The organism is Actinomyces sp. zg-332, assembly GCF_011751945.2.
Taxonomy (GTDB): domain Bacteria; phylum Actinomycetota; class Actinomycetes; order Actinomycetales; family Actinomycetaceae; genus ZJ293.
Window position 1 is genome coordinate 234,714 of the sequence record NZ_CP064951.1, and the last position, 15,286, is coordinate 249,999.

At 34.9% G+C, this 15,286-nt stretch carries 16 protein-coding genes and 1 tRNA gene; 10 read left to right on the forward strand and 7 right to left on the reverse strand.

From position 1 onward, the window contains the following. Nucleotides 1-164 precede the first annotated feature (164 nt). The 3 genes from HCQ94_RS00895 (at nucleotide 165) to HCQ94_RS00905 (ending at nucleotide 2,641) form a co-directional block, all read left to right on the forward strand. Nucleotides 165-692 carry a DUF501 domain-containing protein gene (locus HCQ94_RS00895; RefSeq protein ID WP_442858903.1) on the forward strand — a complete coding sequence of 176 codons (528 nt, stop codon included), beginning with the start codon at nucleotides 165-167 and terminating at the stop codon, nucleotides 690-692. A 151-nt stretch (nucleotides 693-843) separates the two neighbouring features. After that, complete coding sequence (locus tag HCQ94_RS00900) at nucleotides 844-1,839, forward strand: Ppx/GppA phosphatase family protein (RefSeq protein ID WP_166982868.1); 996 nt, start codon at nucleotides 844-846, stop codon at nucleotides 1,837-1,839. Between the two features lie 112 nt (nucleotides 1,840-1,951). Further along, nucleotides 1,952-2,641 carry a TIGR01906 family membrane protein gene (locus HCQ94_RS00905; protein ID WP_166982866.1) on the forward strand — a complete coding sequence of 230 codons (690 nt, stop codon included), beginning with the start codon at nucleotides 1,952-1,954 and terminating at the stop codon, nucleotides 2,639-2,641. Nucleotides 2,642-2,751: 110 nt separating this feature from the next. On the opposite strand, the gene nhaA is transcribed toward HCQ94_RS00905, so the two are convergent. Then, nucleotides 2,752-4,131 (reverse strand): Na+/H+ antiporter NhaA, encoded by a 1,380-nt coding sequence (nhaA, locus tag HCQ94_RS00910; protein WP_166982864.1) that lies wholly within the window; start codon nucleotides 4,129-4,131, stop codon nucleotides 2,752-2,754. Between the two features lie 77 nt (nucleotides 4,132-4,208). Between nhaA and HCQ94_RS00915 the strand changes: the two genes are divergently transcribed. Next, a tRNA-Leu gene (locus HCQ94_RS00915) sits at nucleotides 4,209-4,281 on the forward strand. A 94-nt stretch (nucleotides 4,282-4,375) separates the two neighbouring features. Here the strand turns inward: HCQ94_RS00915 and HCQ94_RS00920 are convergent. Both HCQ94_RS00920 and HCQ94_RS00925 read right to left on the reverse strand, forming a co-directional pair. Continuing rightward, nucleotides 4,376-5,140, reverse strand: coding sequence for a response regulator transcription factor (locus tag HCQ94_RS00920; protein WP_196373614.1), 765 nt, complete (start codon nucleotides 5,138-5,140; stop codon nucleotides 4,376-4,378). Next, nucleotides 5,122-6,102, reverse strand: coding sequence for a sensor histidine kinase (locus HCQ94_RS00925; RefSeq protein WP_232525732.1), 981 nt, complete (start codon nucleotides 6,100-6,102; stop codon nucleotides 5,122-5,124). Before HCQ94_RS00925 ends, HCQ94_RS00920 begins: the two co-directional genes overlap by 19 nt. Before the next feature lie 13 nt (nucleotides 6,103-6,115). Between HCQ94_RS00925 and HCQ94_RS06235 the strand changes: the two genes are divergently transcribed. From HCQ94_RS06235 to HCQ94_RS00935, 3 genes are all read left to right on the forward strand, one after another. Next, nucleotides 6,116-6,439 carry a hypothetical protein gene (locus HCQ94_RS06235; protein WP_232525733.1) on the forward strand — a complete coding sequence of 108 codons (324 nt, stop codon included), beginning with the start codon at nucleotides 6,116-6,118 and terminating at the stop codon, nucleotides 6,437-6,439. 475 nt (nucleotides 6,440-6,914) lie between these two features. Further along, on the forward strand, nucleotides 6,915-7,817 hold the full coding sequence (locus HCQ94_RS00930) for a Bax inhibitor-1/YccA family protein (RefSeq protein ID WP_166978951.1): 903 nt from the start codon (nucleotides 6,915-6,917) through the stop codon (nucleotides 7,815-7,817). Nucleotides 7,818-7,828: 11 nt separating this feature from the next. Then, nucleotides 7,829-8,230: an FKBP-type peptidyl-prolyl cis-trans isomerase gene (locus tag HCQ94_RS00935; protein WP_166982862.1), complete on the forward strand. Its 402-nt coding sequence runs from the start codon at nucleotides 7,829-7,831 to the stop codon at nucleotides 8,228-8,230. Between the two features lie 59 nt (nucleotides 8,231-8,289). Here the strand turns inward: HCQ94_RS00935 and greA are convergent, their stop codons facing one another. Further along, nucleotides 8,290-8,769 (reverse strand): transcription elongation factor GreA, encoded by a 480-nt coding sequence (gene greA, locus HCQ94_RS00940; protein ID WP_166982860.1) that lies wholly within the window; start codon nucleotides 8,767-8,769, stop codon nucleotides 8,290-8,292. A 160-nt stretch (nucleotides 8,770-8,929) separates the two neighbouring features. On the opposite strand from greA, the gene HCQ94_RS00945 reads away from it, so the two are divergent. Further along, nucleotides 8,930-9,697, forward strand: a complete 768-nt coding sequence (locus tag HCQ94_RS00945; RefSeq protein WP_166982901.1) for an isoprenyl transferase — start codon at nucleotides 8,930-8,932, stop codon at nucleotides 9,695-9,697. A 264-nt stretch (nucleotides 9,698-9,961) separates the two neighbouring features. Here the strand turns inward: HCQ94_RS00945 and HCQ94_RS00950 are convergent, their stop codons facing one another. From HCQ94_RS00950 to xseA, 3 genes are read right to left on the reverse strand one after another with little or no spacing between them, the layout of a single operon-like run. Beyond that, complete coding sequence (locus HCQ94_RS00950; RefSeq protein WP_166982858.1) at nucleotides 9,962-10,897, reverse strand: carbohydrate kinase family protein; 936 nt, start codon at nucleotides 10,895-10,897, stop codon at nucleotides 9,962-9,964. A gap of 18 nt (nucleotides 10,898-10,915) precedes the next feature. Continuing rightward, a complete protein-coding gene (locus HCQ94_RS00955) occupies nucleotides 10,916-11,155 on the reverse strand; it encodes an exodeoxyribonuclease VII small subunit (protein ID WP_166978959.1) in 240 nt (79 codons plus the stop codon). After that, entirely contained in the window at nucleotides 11,155-12,396 is a 1,242-nt protein-coding gene (gene xseA, locus HCQ94_RS00960) for an exodeoxyribonuclease VII large subunit (RefSeq protein ID WP_166982856.1), read from the reverse strand. Before xseA ends, HCQ94_RS00955 begins: the two co-directional genes overlap by 1 nt. Before the next feature lie 51 nt (nucleotides 12,397-12,447). On the opposite strand from xseA, the gene HCQ94_RS00965 reads away from it, so the two are divergent. Both HCQ94_RS00965 and ychF read left to right on the forward strand, forming a co-directional pair. Then, nucleotides 12,448-13,455, forward strand: a complete 1,008-nt coding sequence (locus HCQ94_RS00965; protein ID WP_166982854.1) for a 4-hydroxy-3-methylbut-2-enyl diphosphate reductase — start codon at nucleotides 12,448-12,450, stop codon at nucleotides 13,453-13,455. Nucleotides 13,456-13,679: 224 nt separating this feature from the next. Beyond that, on the forward strand, nucleotides 13,680-14,759 hold the full coding sequence (gene ychF, locus HCQ94_RS00970; protein WP_166982852.1) for a redox-regulated ATPase YchF: 1,080 nt from the start codon (nucleotides 13,680-13,682) through the stop codon (nucleotides 14,757-14,759). Nucleotides 14,760-15,286: the final 527 nt, after the last annotated feature.

Here is a 15,286-nt window from a genome sequence, read left to right on the forward strand (position 1 = left end):
TAAAAGCTAGATTGATAAATGTAAATATATTTGAATGGAAATATAATTGTTATAAAGTAAAAAATTTCTCAAAACTGACAATAATATAAAATCTATAGAGAAAAATAACGTGCATCTAAAGTAAAATAGAGTTGGAATATTAAGAATATATACGAGCATATTGGATGATAATGAATAATCAAGACACGACAGTTACTTCAAAAGATTTAGCAGAACTTGAAAGACAACTTGATAGGGCCCCTAGGGGAGTTGAAAAAATTCCAGCAAGGTGTGTTTGCGGGAACCCTTTAACAGTAATGACTTCTCCTAGACTAGAAGATGGTACTCCGTTCCCTACAGTTTTTTATTTGACTCATCCAGGAGCAGTAAGGGCTTGTTCGGTCTTAGAGGCGGAAAAATTCATGGAGACTATGAATGATACTTTGCAAAATGACATTGAGCTTCAGAAAAAATATTCTAAGGCACACGAAAATTATATTGCTCAGCGTGAACAGCTAGGCGAAGTGCCTGAAATAAAGAACGTTTCTGCAGGCGGTATGCCAACTCGAATAAAATGTTTGCACGCTCTTTTGGGACACACTCTTAGTGTTGGTCGTGGAATTAATCCAATCGGGGACTGGGTATTAGACGTTATAACTGAACGTAATCTTTGGAATGAAAGTGAGTGCTTCTGTAAGAAAGAAAATGAATAGTTATAAAACATTTGTTTCAAAATAAGCAGATATTTATAACTTATTATTATTTGTATTACGAAGTTACAAAACCAGAACACAATTGTTAGCGTAAAGTTACTTTATATTAGAAAAATACGGTTAACAGGCTCGTTTAAAAGATAGGTAAAACATGATCGTTGCAGGCATAGATTGTGGCACAAATTCGATTAGGCTACTTATAGCTGAAAAACAAGGAACATCTTTAAAAGATATCGTTCGTATTATGCGAATAGTTAGGCTTGGGCAAGACATAGACAAAACTGGATACTTTGCTGAGGAAGCTTTGCAAAGGACCTTTGAAAGCTGTGAAGAATTTGCACAAATCTGCAAACAACATAACGTTGAAAAAATACGCTTTGTAGCCACATCTGCAACAAGAGACGCAAAAAATCGTGAAGTATTCTTGCAAGGAGTTAAACGTATCCTTGGAGCTGAAGTGGAAGTAATTTCTGGGGACGAAGAGGCGAGTCTATCATTTGCTGGAGCTTTGAACGTTCTATCAGCTGAACAAAAACAGGAAAAATCTGGCACTTTGGAAACAGGTTTTCTTACTGAGCGTACATGCCAAAACTCAAGTAATATTTTAGTTGTAGATATTGGTGGAGGTTCTACCGAATTTGTTTGCGGACACAAAACCCCAGATAAAACTATATCGCTTGATATGGGATGTGTTAGGATGACTGAGAGATTCCTAAAAGATGGAGTTAACTCACAAAGCATCGCCAAAGCTATAAAAGTCATAGATGAGTATATAGCTAAAGCTGATGAAAAAATTGATTTTACACGTATTAGCAAATTCATTGGTTTAGCAGGTTCTATAACTACGATTACTGCAAACTACTTAAAACTCGACAAATACGATTCTGAAAAAATACATGCTACTAATATGAGCTTTAAAGATGCAATAAATTCTTGCAATGAACTGTTATATTCGACTCATAAAGAACGTGCATCTATGAGTTTTCTACACCCTAAACGTGCAGATGTAATAATGGGCGGAGCTTTGGTATTTAGACAAATTCTAATCTATTTTGAAGAAATGAGAAAAGCTAGAAAAACTACTCTAAGCCATGTTATAACAAGTGAAAACGACATTTTAGATGGCATAGCATTATCAATCGAATAATAGGGTTATAAAATTGTGATATATAAAGCTTGTTTTCAAGATAATATATCTATCATCACTGCACGTAAAATTGCTAAAAACTACTAAAAGCAGCTATTAGGAGTAGAATAATATGAAAAACTTTCACATAAGCATAGTTAGAATAATAAACTATTTGAGTGTGACTTTGGGGTTTCTATTCCTAGCTGTGTCTACTAGGGCATTTGATATTAGTTACTACGAAAAACAATTTACTGTAAATGATACCCCTAGTGTAACTGGCAAATCTATGCAAGAGTTACTTACTATCGCAAATGATTTAATAAAATATATGATTTTGGGAGAATCTTCCTTACTCACGCCACATTTTTCTAAAAAAGAAGTCTTACATATGTCGGATGTGTATGGCTTGTTCAGTATGATGTATATAGCTCAATTTGTTATAGTTTTGTTGTTAATTTTATCTTTCGCATATTCTAAGAAAACTAATCAAATATTAGATAATATGATTAGTCTAAGAAAGAGTATAAACATTACATATATTTTAGTTATCGTATTCGCAATACTATTATCACAGTTTGATTTTACTCAGTTATTTATATACTTTCATCAAGTATTTTTTAGCAATAATCTTTGGATTTTAAACCCTAATACTGATTTGATGATACAGATGTTACCAGAGCAATTCTTTTCACGCATAGCTTTGGAAATACTTATCACGTGGATAGTTATGAATATTGTGACTCAAATAATTTTGACTTTAATTATCAGAAAAAAGAATCCAAAGAAGAATAAAGAAATAACAGAGTTACTTAATAAATAAGTTATATAGCTTATTGTTTTATCAGAATATGAATTGCTGAAGTGTAACAGTATAGCTCGAATAAAAAATGTGGCTAGCACATAAGTAACTAGCCACATAATTAATATGTATTAGTGTTGAATACCTAACCTATGCCTTTTATGGCTAGGTCCACGGTTATGATATCTCAAACGTATTTTTAGAGCTATAGCACCTAGAATACATGAAAGTAAAGTTCCAACTAACACAGCTAATTTAGCGTGTTCTATATGTTCTATAGAGTTTGTAAACGCCAAACCAGATACTAGTAATGCCACTGTGAAACCAATACCTGTTAACAAAGAGACAGCAAAAATATCTGATAAATCTACACCATTTCCAAGCTTTAGACGGGTTGTCTTAGTTAGTATATAAACGCTTCCCCAAACACCTAAACACTTACCTACAGGCAAGCCAAGAGCAATACCAATGGTTACAGGATCTGTAAGTGTTTCTTTTAGTCCACCTACGCCAATTGACACACCGGCTGTGAAAAAAGCGAAAACTGGTAAGGCAAAGGCTGAGGATAATATATTGAATTTACTAGCTAAATCGTGGGTTAGTTGTTTACCAGATTTACTGTCAATAGTAGCAGGTACTACTAATCCTAGAATTACACCAGCAATTGTGGCGTGTATTCCGCTCAAATGCATGTAATACCAAGATAATACTGCTAGAGGTAATAGAATATAAAACTTAGTTATACGAAGTTGAACTATTACTGCAAAAATAGCAATAAATACCAATGAGATGAATAGTGAAATGAAATCCAGGGTTGTTGAATAGAATATAGCGATTACAATTATGGCTAGTAAATCATCAACTACTGCAAGCGTTAATAGGAAAGTACGAGCTGTTGGTGGCATTCCTTTACCAAATACTCCAAGTATAGCTACAGCAAAAGCGATGTCAGTAGCTGTAGGAATTGCCCAGCCATGTAAAGTCTCAGGAGAAGACATGACTAATTGCACTACAATGTAGAATACAGCTGGCCCAACCATTCCGAATACAGCTGCAAGCATTGGCAAGCTAGCCTCACGTATATCACGTAAAGCACCTGTAACAAATTCAGTTTTTAACTCAAGACCCACAACGAAGAAGAATATCATCAGCACTGCGTCACTTGCCCAGTGGCTAAGTGATAGTTTTAAGCGTATTGTTTCAAAACCAATTTCAGTATGTGCAAGTTGGAAGTATGCGTCACTTAAAGGCGAATTAGCTAATATTAAAGCAACTATAGCCGCAACGATTAGCAGCATTCCACCTACTGTTTCATCAGCTATTTTACGCTTTATTAGATGTAAAACATGTGGTGTATTTCTTGGTTTTGAAATAGAGTGTGCCCTATATCCAGGTCTAGTGGATGGTACATAATATGTTTTGTCAAAACGTTGTTTTCCGATACGATACTTAGACGTACGTATTATACTGCTTTGCACTGGACGTTTCTTATTTGACTTACTATTTTCCATTTACATACATCTCACTTTTTTATATTTACTCTTTGAAGAATATGTGTTAAAGTATTTGAGTTAGAGCAGTAATGCTCGCCCCCGTAGCCCAACGGCAGAGGCAGTCGACTTAAAATCGATCCAGTATGGGTTCGAATCCCATCGGGGGCACTTTTTATTTAAGCTTATATTTATAATACAATACTTTTTATAGTTACAATATCAACACTATTTATATGTGTAAACTGTAAAATATGAGAAAGTCTCATAATGTGGACTGGGTGTTGTCTGCTTTGTTATCAATTAGTTCATTTTCGTACGCAAAAATAACTGCTTGTATTCTATCTCTTAACCCGAGTTTAGACAGTATATTCGAAACGTGCGTTTTTACTGTAGGTGTTGAGACATATAACTGTTCAGCGATTTCGGCATTATTATAGCCGTGTGCGACAAGTTTTAGTACTTCAATTTCGCGTGTGGTAAGTTCTCTTAGTAAGTGGCTAGATAAATCTGATGTACTTTGTTTGGTTAGTAGGGTACTAGTCTCATCATTAGCAGTTTTAGCAGGAGTTTGAGGTGATGTGCTTTCGGGTAGCTTATTAGCAAATAGTTCAAGCATTTTCTTAGTAATTTTAGGTGATATGCTGGCATCACCTCCTGCTACTGATCTAATTGCCTCGACGAGTTGCTCAGGAAGCGCATCTTTGGATAAGAAACCACTTGCTCCTACACGTAAAGCAGCAAAAGCATACTCTTCAATATCGAATGTTGTTAAAACTAGTACTTTGGTTTCTGGGAAGTTTTGGGCGATTTGTTCCGTAGCTTCTATGCCATTCATATTAGGCATACGTACATCCATCAATACAATATCTGGTCTCAATGCACTAACTTGATTCAGAGCTATTTGACCGTCATTTGCTTCTCCAACGACTTCAATGTCATCTTGTGCTGATAAAACCATAGAAAATCCCATACGTACTAACGGCTGGTCATCAACAATTAGTACTTTTATTAGCTTGGTGCCATCCATGATCCAGATTCTCCTGTCTTATCATTTAAACGTAGGAATGCTTTTACTTGCCATCCATTGTCAGTAGGTCCAGCCTGCACATAACCATCATACACAGCGGCACGCTCACGCATACCAATTATACCTTTTCCGCTACCTTTCATTAAAGAAACGCTAGCTCCAGCTAAGTTCTTTACAACTATGCTTACCCCTCCGTGGAAACGATTTATAGTCACAATCACGCTTGGAGAGAAAGGTGCGTATCTCAATATATTTGTCAACGCTTCTTGTAGTATTCTGTATACGGTTAGCCCTAGAGCTGAGTCATTTTCAATTGACGTACCAATATAAGTATACTCTATAGGTAAGCCAGCATTTTTAAATTCCTCTATTAATGATTCAATTGTTAAAGAAGTAGGTTGAGGAGTCAAAGGTGCTTTTTCTTCTTGCTGATTTTCCTCATACTTTGCTGGAGTTGAATCTTTTGCTACATTTCTAGGATTTTCTAACTTAGGGGAAATCATGCCTTTACTGGTTTGTAATTTAGTTTTTTTAGGAATAATTTGGTTCAATCCGCTTGTTGAAGTTTGAGTATTAAGCTCATTCGTAAGTTCTTCTATTTCTTCTTTATTTATCTGTGTATTTTCTCGTAATATACCAACTACTCGTCTAGTTTCAGCTAAAGCTGAGCGTCCAGTTTGGGCTATTTGATTTATTGCTTGCTTAGCTAGTTGTGGATTTTTTTCAATCATTGCTTCAGCACCATCAGCCATTGTTATCACTATTGCTAGAGAGTGAGCCACAATATCGTGCATTTCGCGTGCAATACGAGTGCGTTCGGCTGAAATAATTAACTGTTCATGTTGTTTTCGTTCTAGCTCAAGCTGTTTATTTAGGTGTTCCAGCTGAATTATTCTAGAACTATGGAACTGCACAGTAGAACCGACTAGTGTAGCAATTATAAAGATAGTTATATTTATCACTAGAGGTGAAATATTGTTTAGTAGTGAATTGTTTATTAGTACTTCTAAGGAAACTACTATTGTAGATACTATAGTGGTGCAGAAAAAAGTTGTTTTCAATGAACATTTTGTCCCAATAGTATACAAAAGAATAGACAGCGCAATTGGTTCCAACATTGAGTTAAAAGTCAGTAAAGGTAAAGTATTGGGATCAAATGGAGAATTTTTTATTACAAGTATTTGTATGATTGTAAGAATTGAGGATGTAGTTATAGCTATGGCTAAAACTGGAACAGGATATTTGTTTCTAAAGAAAATAGATAACGTCATTAAAGCCATATTTATGAAAGTAAAGTAAAAAATATGTTTTTCTTGTTGTATATGATAAATCTGCATAAGTTGAATTACACAGAACACTACATACAAAATGGTGACGAGAAATTCCATTAAAGCCGTATGTTTTTTACGAAAGGCATAGTAGGAGTTAAGAGATAAAAGATTTTTCATTTTCTTTTGTGTATTCATCTTTATCGTTTCCTAGTGTGAATCTACTACGTCTTAGGGATTAGCTACCTTTTAAATCATACCTTAGAATGATTACTTTCCTATAATGCTTTTTATTAGTATATCTGTATAAGCCTTTTATATGTTTTTAGTGTATATGAAAGAAGTAGACGTGTTATCGTGTCGGTCCATAAAGCCATAATGTATGGGCCGACATTTTTATGGAGTTATAAAAGTTTATTGATATTATTAAAAATTTAGAAATAACTAGATGTATATAACTGTTATAATATTTATAAATGTGCTCATTTATGGAAAGGATAGTGAGTATGCAGAATCCAGTTTTTTCAAAAAACTCTAATTTTGTTAAAGAAACAAATACAACTCCTGCTGGATATCCTACAATGCCAGGTTATGATGTAAATACTTCATATTCTAATGAAAATAAAGGATATAGTCAGTCTGCTCCTTCATCTATAGATGAAGCTTCTCGCTTTGATAAAATAAAAGATAGCTACTATCAAGCTTCTGCTGATTCAGTAGATACTAATAGAATGACTTATGATGATGTCATTGTTAAAACAGGTATAGTCTTTGCTTTATTGCTAGTTTCTGCTGCTGCTAGTTGGTATGTTGCTTTGAATATTCCTAGTGCATCAGGGATTTTTGTAGTTGGTGTAATAGGGGCTTTTATTCTAGGAATAATAAATTCTTTCAAGAAAGAACCTTCACCACTTTTAATTAGTGCTTATTCCATATTTGAAGGTGTTGCGCTAGGTGGAATTTCAGCTTTCTTCGAAATGAGATACCCAGGAATTGTTTCTACAGCAGTACTAGCCACATTGGTTACTTTTGCTGTTTGCTTGGGATTATACAAGACTAGTATTGTCAGAGTGAACGCTCGTTTTAAGAAAATTTTAATTATTGGTCTAGTTTCATATTTAGTATTCATAGCTGTTAATTTCTTATTGACAATATTTGGTGTATTGGGTGCTGGAGGTTTAAGATCAGTAACAGTTGCTGGTATTCCACTAGGAATCGCTATCGGTTTAATTGCTGTCTTATTAGCTTCTATGTCTTTGATTAGTGATTTTGATTTTATCCAAAAAGGTGTTGAATCAGGTATTCCATCTAAGTATGCGTGGACTGCAGCTTTTGGTTTGCTTGTAACATTGGTATGGTTATATTTGGAATTCTTGCGTTTAGCAAGTTATTTCTACGATAGTGAATAAGTTAGGCAAATATGAATAAGTATGTAAAAGTTACTGGTGAATTCGGTGAAAAACCACAGATTGAATTTTTGGTTGACGAACTTCCAGATGAACTAATAGTTGAAACACTTTCAGAAGGTGAAGGGGTTTATATTGAACCATCACAAGTAGTTGCTTTTGACTATTTAGGTGCTGTATTTGGTGGGGAAGAATTTGACAATTCTTTCGACAGAGGTCAGCCTTTGGTAACACCAGTGGGTGTAGGACACTTGATTCGTGGATGGGATATCGGTTTACTTGAACAACGAGTTGGTTCTCGTGTGTTGCTAATTATTCCTCCAAGGCTAGGATATGGAGAAGATGGTGTACCGCAAGCTGGTATTCCAGGAAATGCTTCACTAGTCTTTGTTACAGATATTGTTTCTATAATGTAATACATTAAATATTTTTGGGGGACTTATAAAAGTCCCCCAAAAATATTTAACGCTCTTGTTTATCCTACAAATGGTTTAGCGTCTAGAATTTCGACTTCGAATTCTTTACCATTAGGTGCTTTAAATAAGACTTTATCACCAATCTTTTTACCATTTATGGCTTTTCCTAATGGGGCTTCAGGGGAGTAAACATCCAAGTCTAATCCTTCACCAGATTCACGAGCTCCCAATAGGAAAGATATTTCTCTTCCTGCTAAATTAGCGGTAACTACCATTCCAGGTTCTACGACACCATCATCTTCTGGAATTTCACCTACCTCGCAGTCTCGTAATAATGCTTCTAATTGAACTATACGTGCTTCATTTAGGCCTTGTTCTTCACGAGCAGCGTGGTATCCGCCATTTTCTTTTAAATCGCCTTCTTGACGTGCTTCATCAATTTTGTTAGCGATTTCAACACGTAAAGGACCTTTTCTTTCATCTAGTTCTTTTTTTAGACGATCGTATGCTTCACGTGTGAGCCATGTTGATTCAGACATGTTACTTACTCCTTATATTCCTATGTTGTCAAGAAGTTGTGTATCGTAATATGTTACCCTATTTATTTATATATATAAATAATCATTTCTAATTTCGTGTATTTGGGTTGTTATAAGATATTTATAGTTTTAGTATATTTATAGTTGTTTTATACAGAGGATTAAATTGCGTAATTTACTTTATGGTATTTATCAGAAAAATCTGGAAAGACTTCTTTTTGCTGAGCCTTCCCATATTCCTCACCACATAGGTGTTATTTTAGATGGTAACCGTCGCTGGGCTAAATCTGTTGGCGAGAATGTGAGTTTTGGTCACCAAAAAGGTGCTGATAAAGTTTTTGAACTTTTGGATTGGTGCGGAAGGTTTGATGTAAAAGTTGTTACTCTATGGATGTTATCTACTGATAATCTTAAGCGTACCTCACAAGAATTATCTGGCTTATTTGAAATTATTGTAAACACTGTTGAACGTATTGCTAATTCTAGGAAGTGGAAAATACGTATAGTAGGAGCCTTGGAATTATTGCCTGAAAACGTTGTAAATAGGTTAATGAAAGCGCAAAATGACACTGATCACATTACTGGAATTGAAGTAAATATTGCTGTTGGCTATGGCGGTCGTCAAGAAATATTAGATGCTTTTAAATCTTATATGAGTGCTAATCAAAACGAGGGTACTTCATATGAAGATGCTTTGGCAAGTTTGAGCATAGAAAATATTGATGAGCACTTGTATACTGCTGGTCAGCCTCACCCTGATTTAGTTATACGTACTTCAGGGGAACAACGTTTGTCTGGTTTCTTATTGTGGCAATCAGCTCAGTCTGAATTTTACTTTTGTGAAACGTATTGGCCATCTTTTAGATATGTTGACTTTTTACGAGCTTTACGTGATTATGCGCAGAGAGATAGACGTATGGGTAAATAATAACTTTTGGTATTATAAATTTATAAAATATATATTGAATTGTTGACATATTGATTTTTAATATTGGGACATATAACAATTCCTATACCAATTTCTACAAGAAAAACTCATAACATTTATGGTTTTACGTAAAGTATATGTTGTAAAAATAAACTTATTCTAATGGTCGTATTATAAGTGCTTAGTTGAAACATATATAAGTGTCGCATTATGTAATTTATTCAAAAGCTACAATGGATAATACTAACCTGTGAGTATAAGTATTTACTGTACATCTAAGTTAATTACTTCATGTAAATACGGTAAATCAGCTCCATGTCTAGAAACTGTTATAGCTGCAATCTTTGAAGCGTGGACAATAATGGTATCAAGAGTTTTCTCATCTATGGAGGCTAATTTTTGTCTGTTAGAAGCCCCTAGTAAACTATGATCCCATAACCCGTTTATTATTCCAGCCATGAAAGAATCACCAGCACCTACTGTATCTACTAATTTAGTAGCTAAAGTCGGATAGTTTTTCTCTATACCAGATTTTGTGCAGACCCACACACCTTTTTCAGCACGAGTTATAGCGACAATTTTTACGCCTTTTTCAAGTAATGACTTTGCAAACTCTTGATAATTTTTCTCAGGTTCAAGCCACTTTACATCTTCATCAGAAGCTTTCACCACATCTACTTTGCTAATTATATCCATTATGTGGTCATATACGTTTTCTCGTTCACCCATTATACTAGGTCGTATATTTGGGTCGTAAGTCAGTGTGCTGTATTTGCTGTAGTCTTGTAATAGTTCTAGTACTGTTTTTGCGCCAGGTAAAAGGGTAGCTCCTATGGAACCAGTATGTATTACTAATAAATTATCAATTTTAGGCTTTATAGGATCCCATTGTATTTTGAATTCGTAACTGGCATTCGAGTGTTCATCGAGCGTGGCTTTAGCAGTAGAAGTCCAGCTCGCTTCACTACAGCCTTCAGTTAGTTTTACTTTACTTTCTTGTAAATAATCTTCAATAAATTTTCCGTGTGAGTCTTTGCCAATCCAAGCAGTTAGGTTAACGTTTTTGCCTAATCGTCCTAAGCCTAATGCTACATTTGCTGGAGATCCTCCACATACCTCTTTAGCTGGTTTATTATGCGAAATAACTATATCGACGAGTGCTTCTCCGATAATTAATGCTTCTTCTTGAGTATTTGACATATTTGCCTCTAGGTCGAGTCACTGTTCAGACTGTTCAGATTGTTGATTTAGCTTTTCTTCAACTTCATTATGGTATTTTTCTAGAAAAGCTCTGCATTGAGTTACTAATGTTTCTCCTCTTTTCCATAAATCCATTGAAGTTTGCAAGTCTAAATTGCCATTTTCTAATTTATTGACTATTGCTATAAGCTCTTCTCTTGCTTTTTCATAAGTGAAGTTATTTTCTTGTGAATCACTATTAAGTTCTTGGTCATTCATTACTTTTCCTCCGTAGAAGTAACTTGGGCTTTGGCAGTGCCGTCTACCAAATGTAGCTCAATGTTTCCTGCTGATTGTATATCTTTTATAGATTTTAGTATTTTTCCACTAGAATCTGTTGTAATTGAATATCCGCGTTCCATTGTGTGTTTTGGAGATAATGCTTGAACTTTTGAATCTAATGCTAATATTATTTGATTTTGGGTTTGTAAATGTTTTTGTGCCAACACACGTAAATTATAAGCGTATTGTTTTAGTGTAGTTTCATGCTTTTCTATTACTGTTGCAGGATTTAATAAACTCGGCCTGTTAACGTAATTTTCAAAATTTTGTTTTTCTCTGACAATAAGATTTTTTACTTTACTAGCCATAAAGCTCTGAGATTGATTGATTAGATTAATTTCTTCATCGTAACTAGGTACAACTTTTATTGCGGCGTCAGTTGGAGTAGAAGCCCTATAGTCAGCAACAAAATCTAGTAGAGGACAGTCTGTTTCGTGTCCTATTGCTGAAATAACTGGTTTTTTACAGTCAGCTACTGCACGCACAAGCACTTCATCAGAAAAGGGTAGTAAATGCTCTACACTTCCTCCACCTCTGGCGATTATTATTACGTCTACTTCGTCAATTGTTTCTAGCTCTCTGAGGGCAGCTAATACTTCTGTGACACAGCTTTGCCCCTGTACAGCAACTTCTCTTATCTCAAATTCAGCTTTCCAGCGCAAAGTTGAATTTTCTATAACGTCATATTTTGCTTTAGCTTCACGACCACATATTAAGCCTATACGGTTTGGTATAAAAGGTAGTGGAATTTTACGATCAGCATCAAATAGTCCCTCAGCAGCAAGAGTCTTGCGTAATTGCTCTACTTTTAATAGAACCTCACCTATACCATCTACTTTGATTTGGTTTATTCTCAGTACTAGGTTTCCATTTTTCTTCCAAAAATCTGGGGTAACTAGTGCTGTAATTTTAGAGGATTCCTCTACTTTTACAGGTGAATTATCAAGAGTTTGTGCAAATGCGTATGCTTGTATTGATGCTTGTTCTTTAAGATCACGAAGTGATATAAAGGCAATGTTTGTGCCGGGACGAAGATTGAACTCTACTACCTCTGCTTCTACCCAAAAAGATGGCAACTTTCCTATGTAGTTTTTAATGTTTTCATTTACTCTACTTATAGGCCAAGGCGTTTGAGGTGTAGTATCTTCTGCTTTTACTGGTATAATTTTTTCTTCCACATATTAACTTTGCCATTTATATTTAATATTATCTAGTCTAGCGGGGGTATTGTGGACACTTCAAAGAAAGTTTTTTTAGCTGCTCCTCGTGGTTATTGCGCAGGAGTCGATAGAGCTGTTGATGCTGTTGAAAAAGCATTGAAACTGTATGGTGCCCCTATTTATGTGCGTAAAGAAATTGTGCATAATAAATTCGTTGTGGAATCTTTGCGTGAAAAAGGGGCTATTTTTGTTGAAGAGACTGATGAGGTTCCACAAGGAGCTAGGGTTGTTTTTTCAGCACATGGGGTTTCTCCACAAGTACATGTGCAAGCTGAACATAGGAAGTTACTAACTATTGACGCTACCTGTCCTTTAGTTACCAAGGTACATCGTGAAGCGATCAGATTCGCTAAAGCTGATCACGATATTATTCTCATAGGGCACAAAGGACATGAAGAAGTTGAAGGAACTCAAGGGGAAGCTCCTGACCATATTCAAGTAGTTAGTTCTGAAGAAGAAATAGAAAACTTAGTTGTAAGAGACGAAAATAAAGTGGTGTGGATTTCTCAGACAACTCTATCAGTAGACGAAACTAACGAGTTGGTGGAAAAGTTACGAAATCGTTTCCCTAATCTTATAGATCCACCCAGCTGTGATATTTGTTATGCGACTTCTAATAGACAGATGGCTGTTAAAGAAATTGCTCGTAAATGTGATGTTTTGATTGTTGTAGGCTCTTCTAATTCTTCTAATTCTGTGCGTCTAGTAGAAGTTGGTAAAGAAGCAGGAGTAGAGTTTGCTTACCGTATTGATAAAGCTAGCGAAGTTGATCCAGTTTGGATTGAAAATGCTATGTCTATAGGGGTTACTTCAGGGGCGTCTGTGCCTGAAATTTTAGTTCAAGACTTACTTAGTTTGCTTGCTGAGTATGGTTTTAAAGATGTAGAAACTCTTGAGTGTGCTGAAGAAAAAATGACTTTTTCTTTGCCTAAGAACTTACAGTCTGATTTAAAAGCTGCAGGTAGTAATGATCCTAAATTATTCCGTAAGAGCTCTACACGGAATGTTTCACAGTAAATGAGTGCGTTATTTACAGCTATCTAGATGCAGGAAAAGTGGGTAAATTTTGATTCTAAGCATTTGAAATGTAAATATTTTGTTACTTTGTGAGAGCTATTTGATTATTTGAAAAGGTTTTTATTTCTTTAATACCATTTGTTTATACTACAATTGTTGATTTTTCTTGCCATAGTTTGTATCGTGTTTTAGTATCTATATTTATTTATATGTAAGTAGGAATTGTGTCTTTAACTATTGGTATTGCTGGTTTGCCTAATGTTGGTAAATCCACTTTGTTTAACGCTTTGACTAGAGCTACTGTTTTGGCAGCTAACTATCCTTTTGCAACTATTGAACCAAATGTTGGTGTTGTGCCTTTGCCTGATGAACGATTGAATAAATTAGCTGAAATTTTTGGCTCTGAGCGTATTTTGCCTGCTACTGTGTCTTTTGTCGATATTGCTGGTATTGTGCGTGGGGCTTCTGAAGGTGAAGGGCTTGGAAACCAGTTCTTAGCTAATATTCGTGAAGCTGATGCGATATGCCAAGTTACGCGTGTTTTTTCTGACCCTGACGTTGTTCACGTTGATGGCCGCGTGAATCCTGAAGATGATATTGAAACTATTTCTACTGAGCTTGTTTTGGCAGATATTCAGACTCTAGAAAAAGCTGTTGTAAGACTTGAAAAAGAAGTTCGTGGGAAAAAAGTTGAGCCTGCTGTTCTTGAAATGGCAAAGAAAGCTTTGTCTGTTTTAGAAGAAGGTAAAATTTTATACACTAACCAACAAGGGTTAGATTTCGATATTTTGAAGCAGTTCCACCTTATGACCACTAAGCCTTTTATATATGTGTTTAATGTTGATGAAGATGGTCTAAACGATGAAGAGCTTAAAGCTAAACTCGGTGATTTAGTTTCTCCAGCAGAAGCTATTTTCTTAGATGCTAAGTTTGAAGCTGATTTGGTTGAACTTGATGAAGATGAAGCTTTAGAAATGCTGCATGAGGCTGGGCAAGATGAATCTGGTTTAGATAAGTTAGCCAGAGTTGGTTTTAATACTTTGGGATTACAAACTTATCTTACAGCTGGTCCAAAGGAGGCTCGTGCTTGGACTATTCGTAAGGGTGATACAGCTCCTGAAGCTGCTGGAGTTATTCATACTGATTTTCAGCGTGGCTTTATTAAAGCTGAGGTTGTTTCTTTTGAAGATTTAGTTTCATGCGGAGGAATGGCTGAAGCTAAGGCGGCAGGTAAGGTACGAATGGAAGGTAAAGACTACGTTATGGTAGATGGTGACGTAGTTGAGTTCCGTTTTAACGTTTAATAAGTTTATTTTGAGGTAGTATCACTTCTATAAAATTTTTCTGTATGGGGTATCTCTCTAAATGGTATTTTTAGGAAGATATCCCATTTTTGATACCATTTTGTCATTTGTGTTTAGGTGTGAAAATTATTTACTTAATGACTTATTTACCTTTTCTTCTGAAGAAAGTTATAAAAGATAATATATTTTATTTTGAGAAGATGAGAAATTTACTGCAGTTATTTATAAGACATCATGGTAAAGCTAGTGTCATAAAAATTATTAAGTGTTGTAATGTAAAAGTTGGTTATAAATATATGGCTTTGTGATACTTTTCTTTTTTTGGACTATAAATACTAAAAAGTCTCATTATATAATCTTAAAATAAGTATTTTAATCTCATCATACGAGATTAAAAGGTAGTTTTTCTTCAAAAAATGACATTTATATCATTTTTGTAAAGCTTTAATATTGAAATAATAAAATCCGATAAGTATACTCTTGATTTACAAATATTGGAATATTTATATTTTGCTGTTATCTATGCT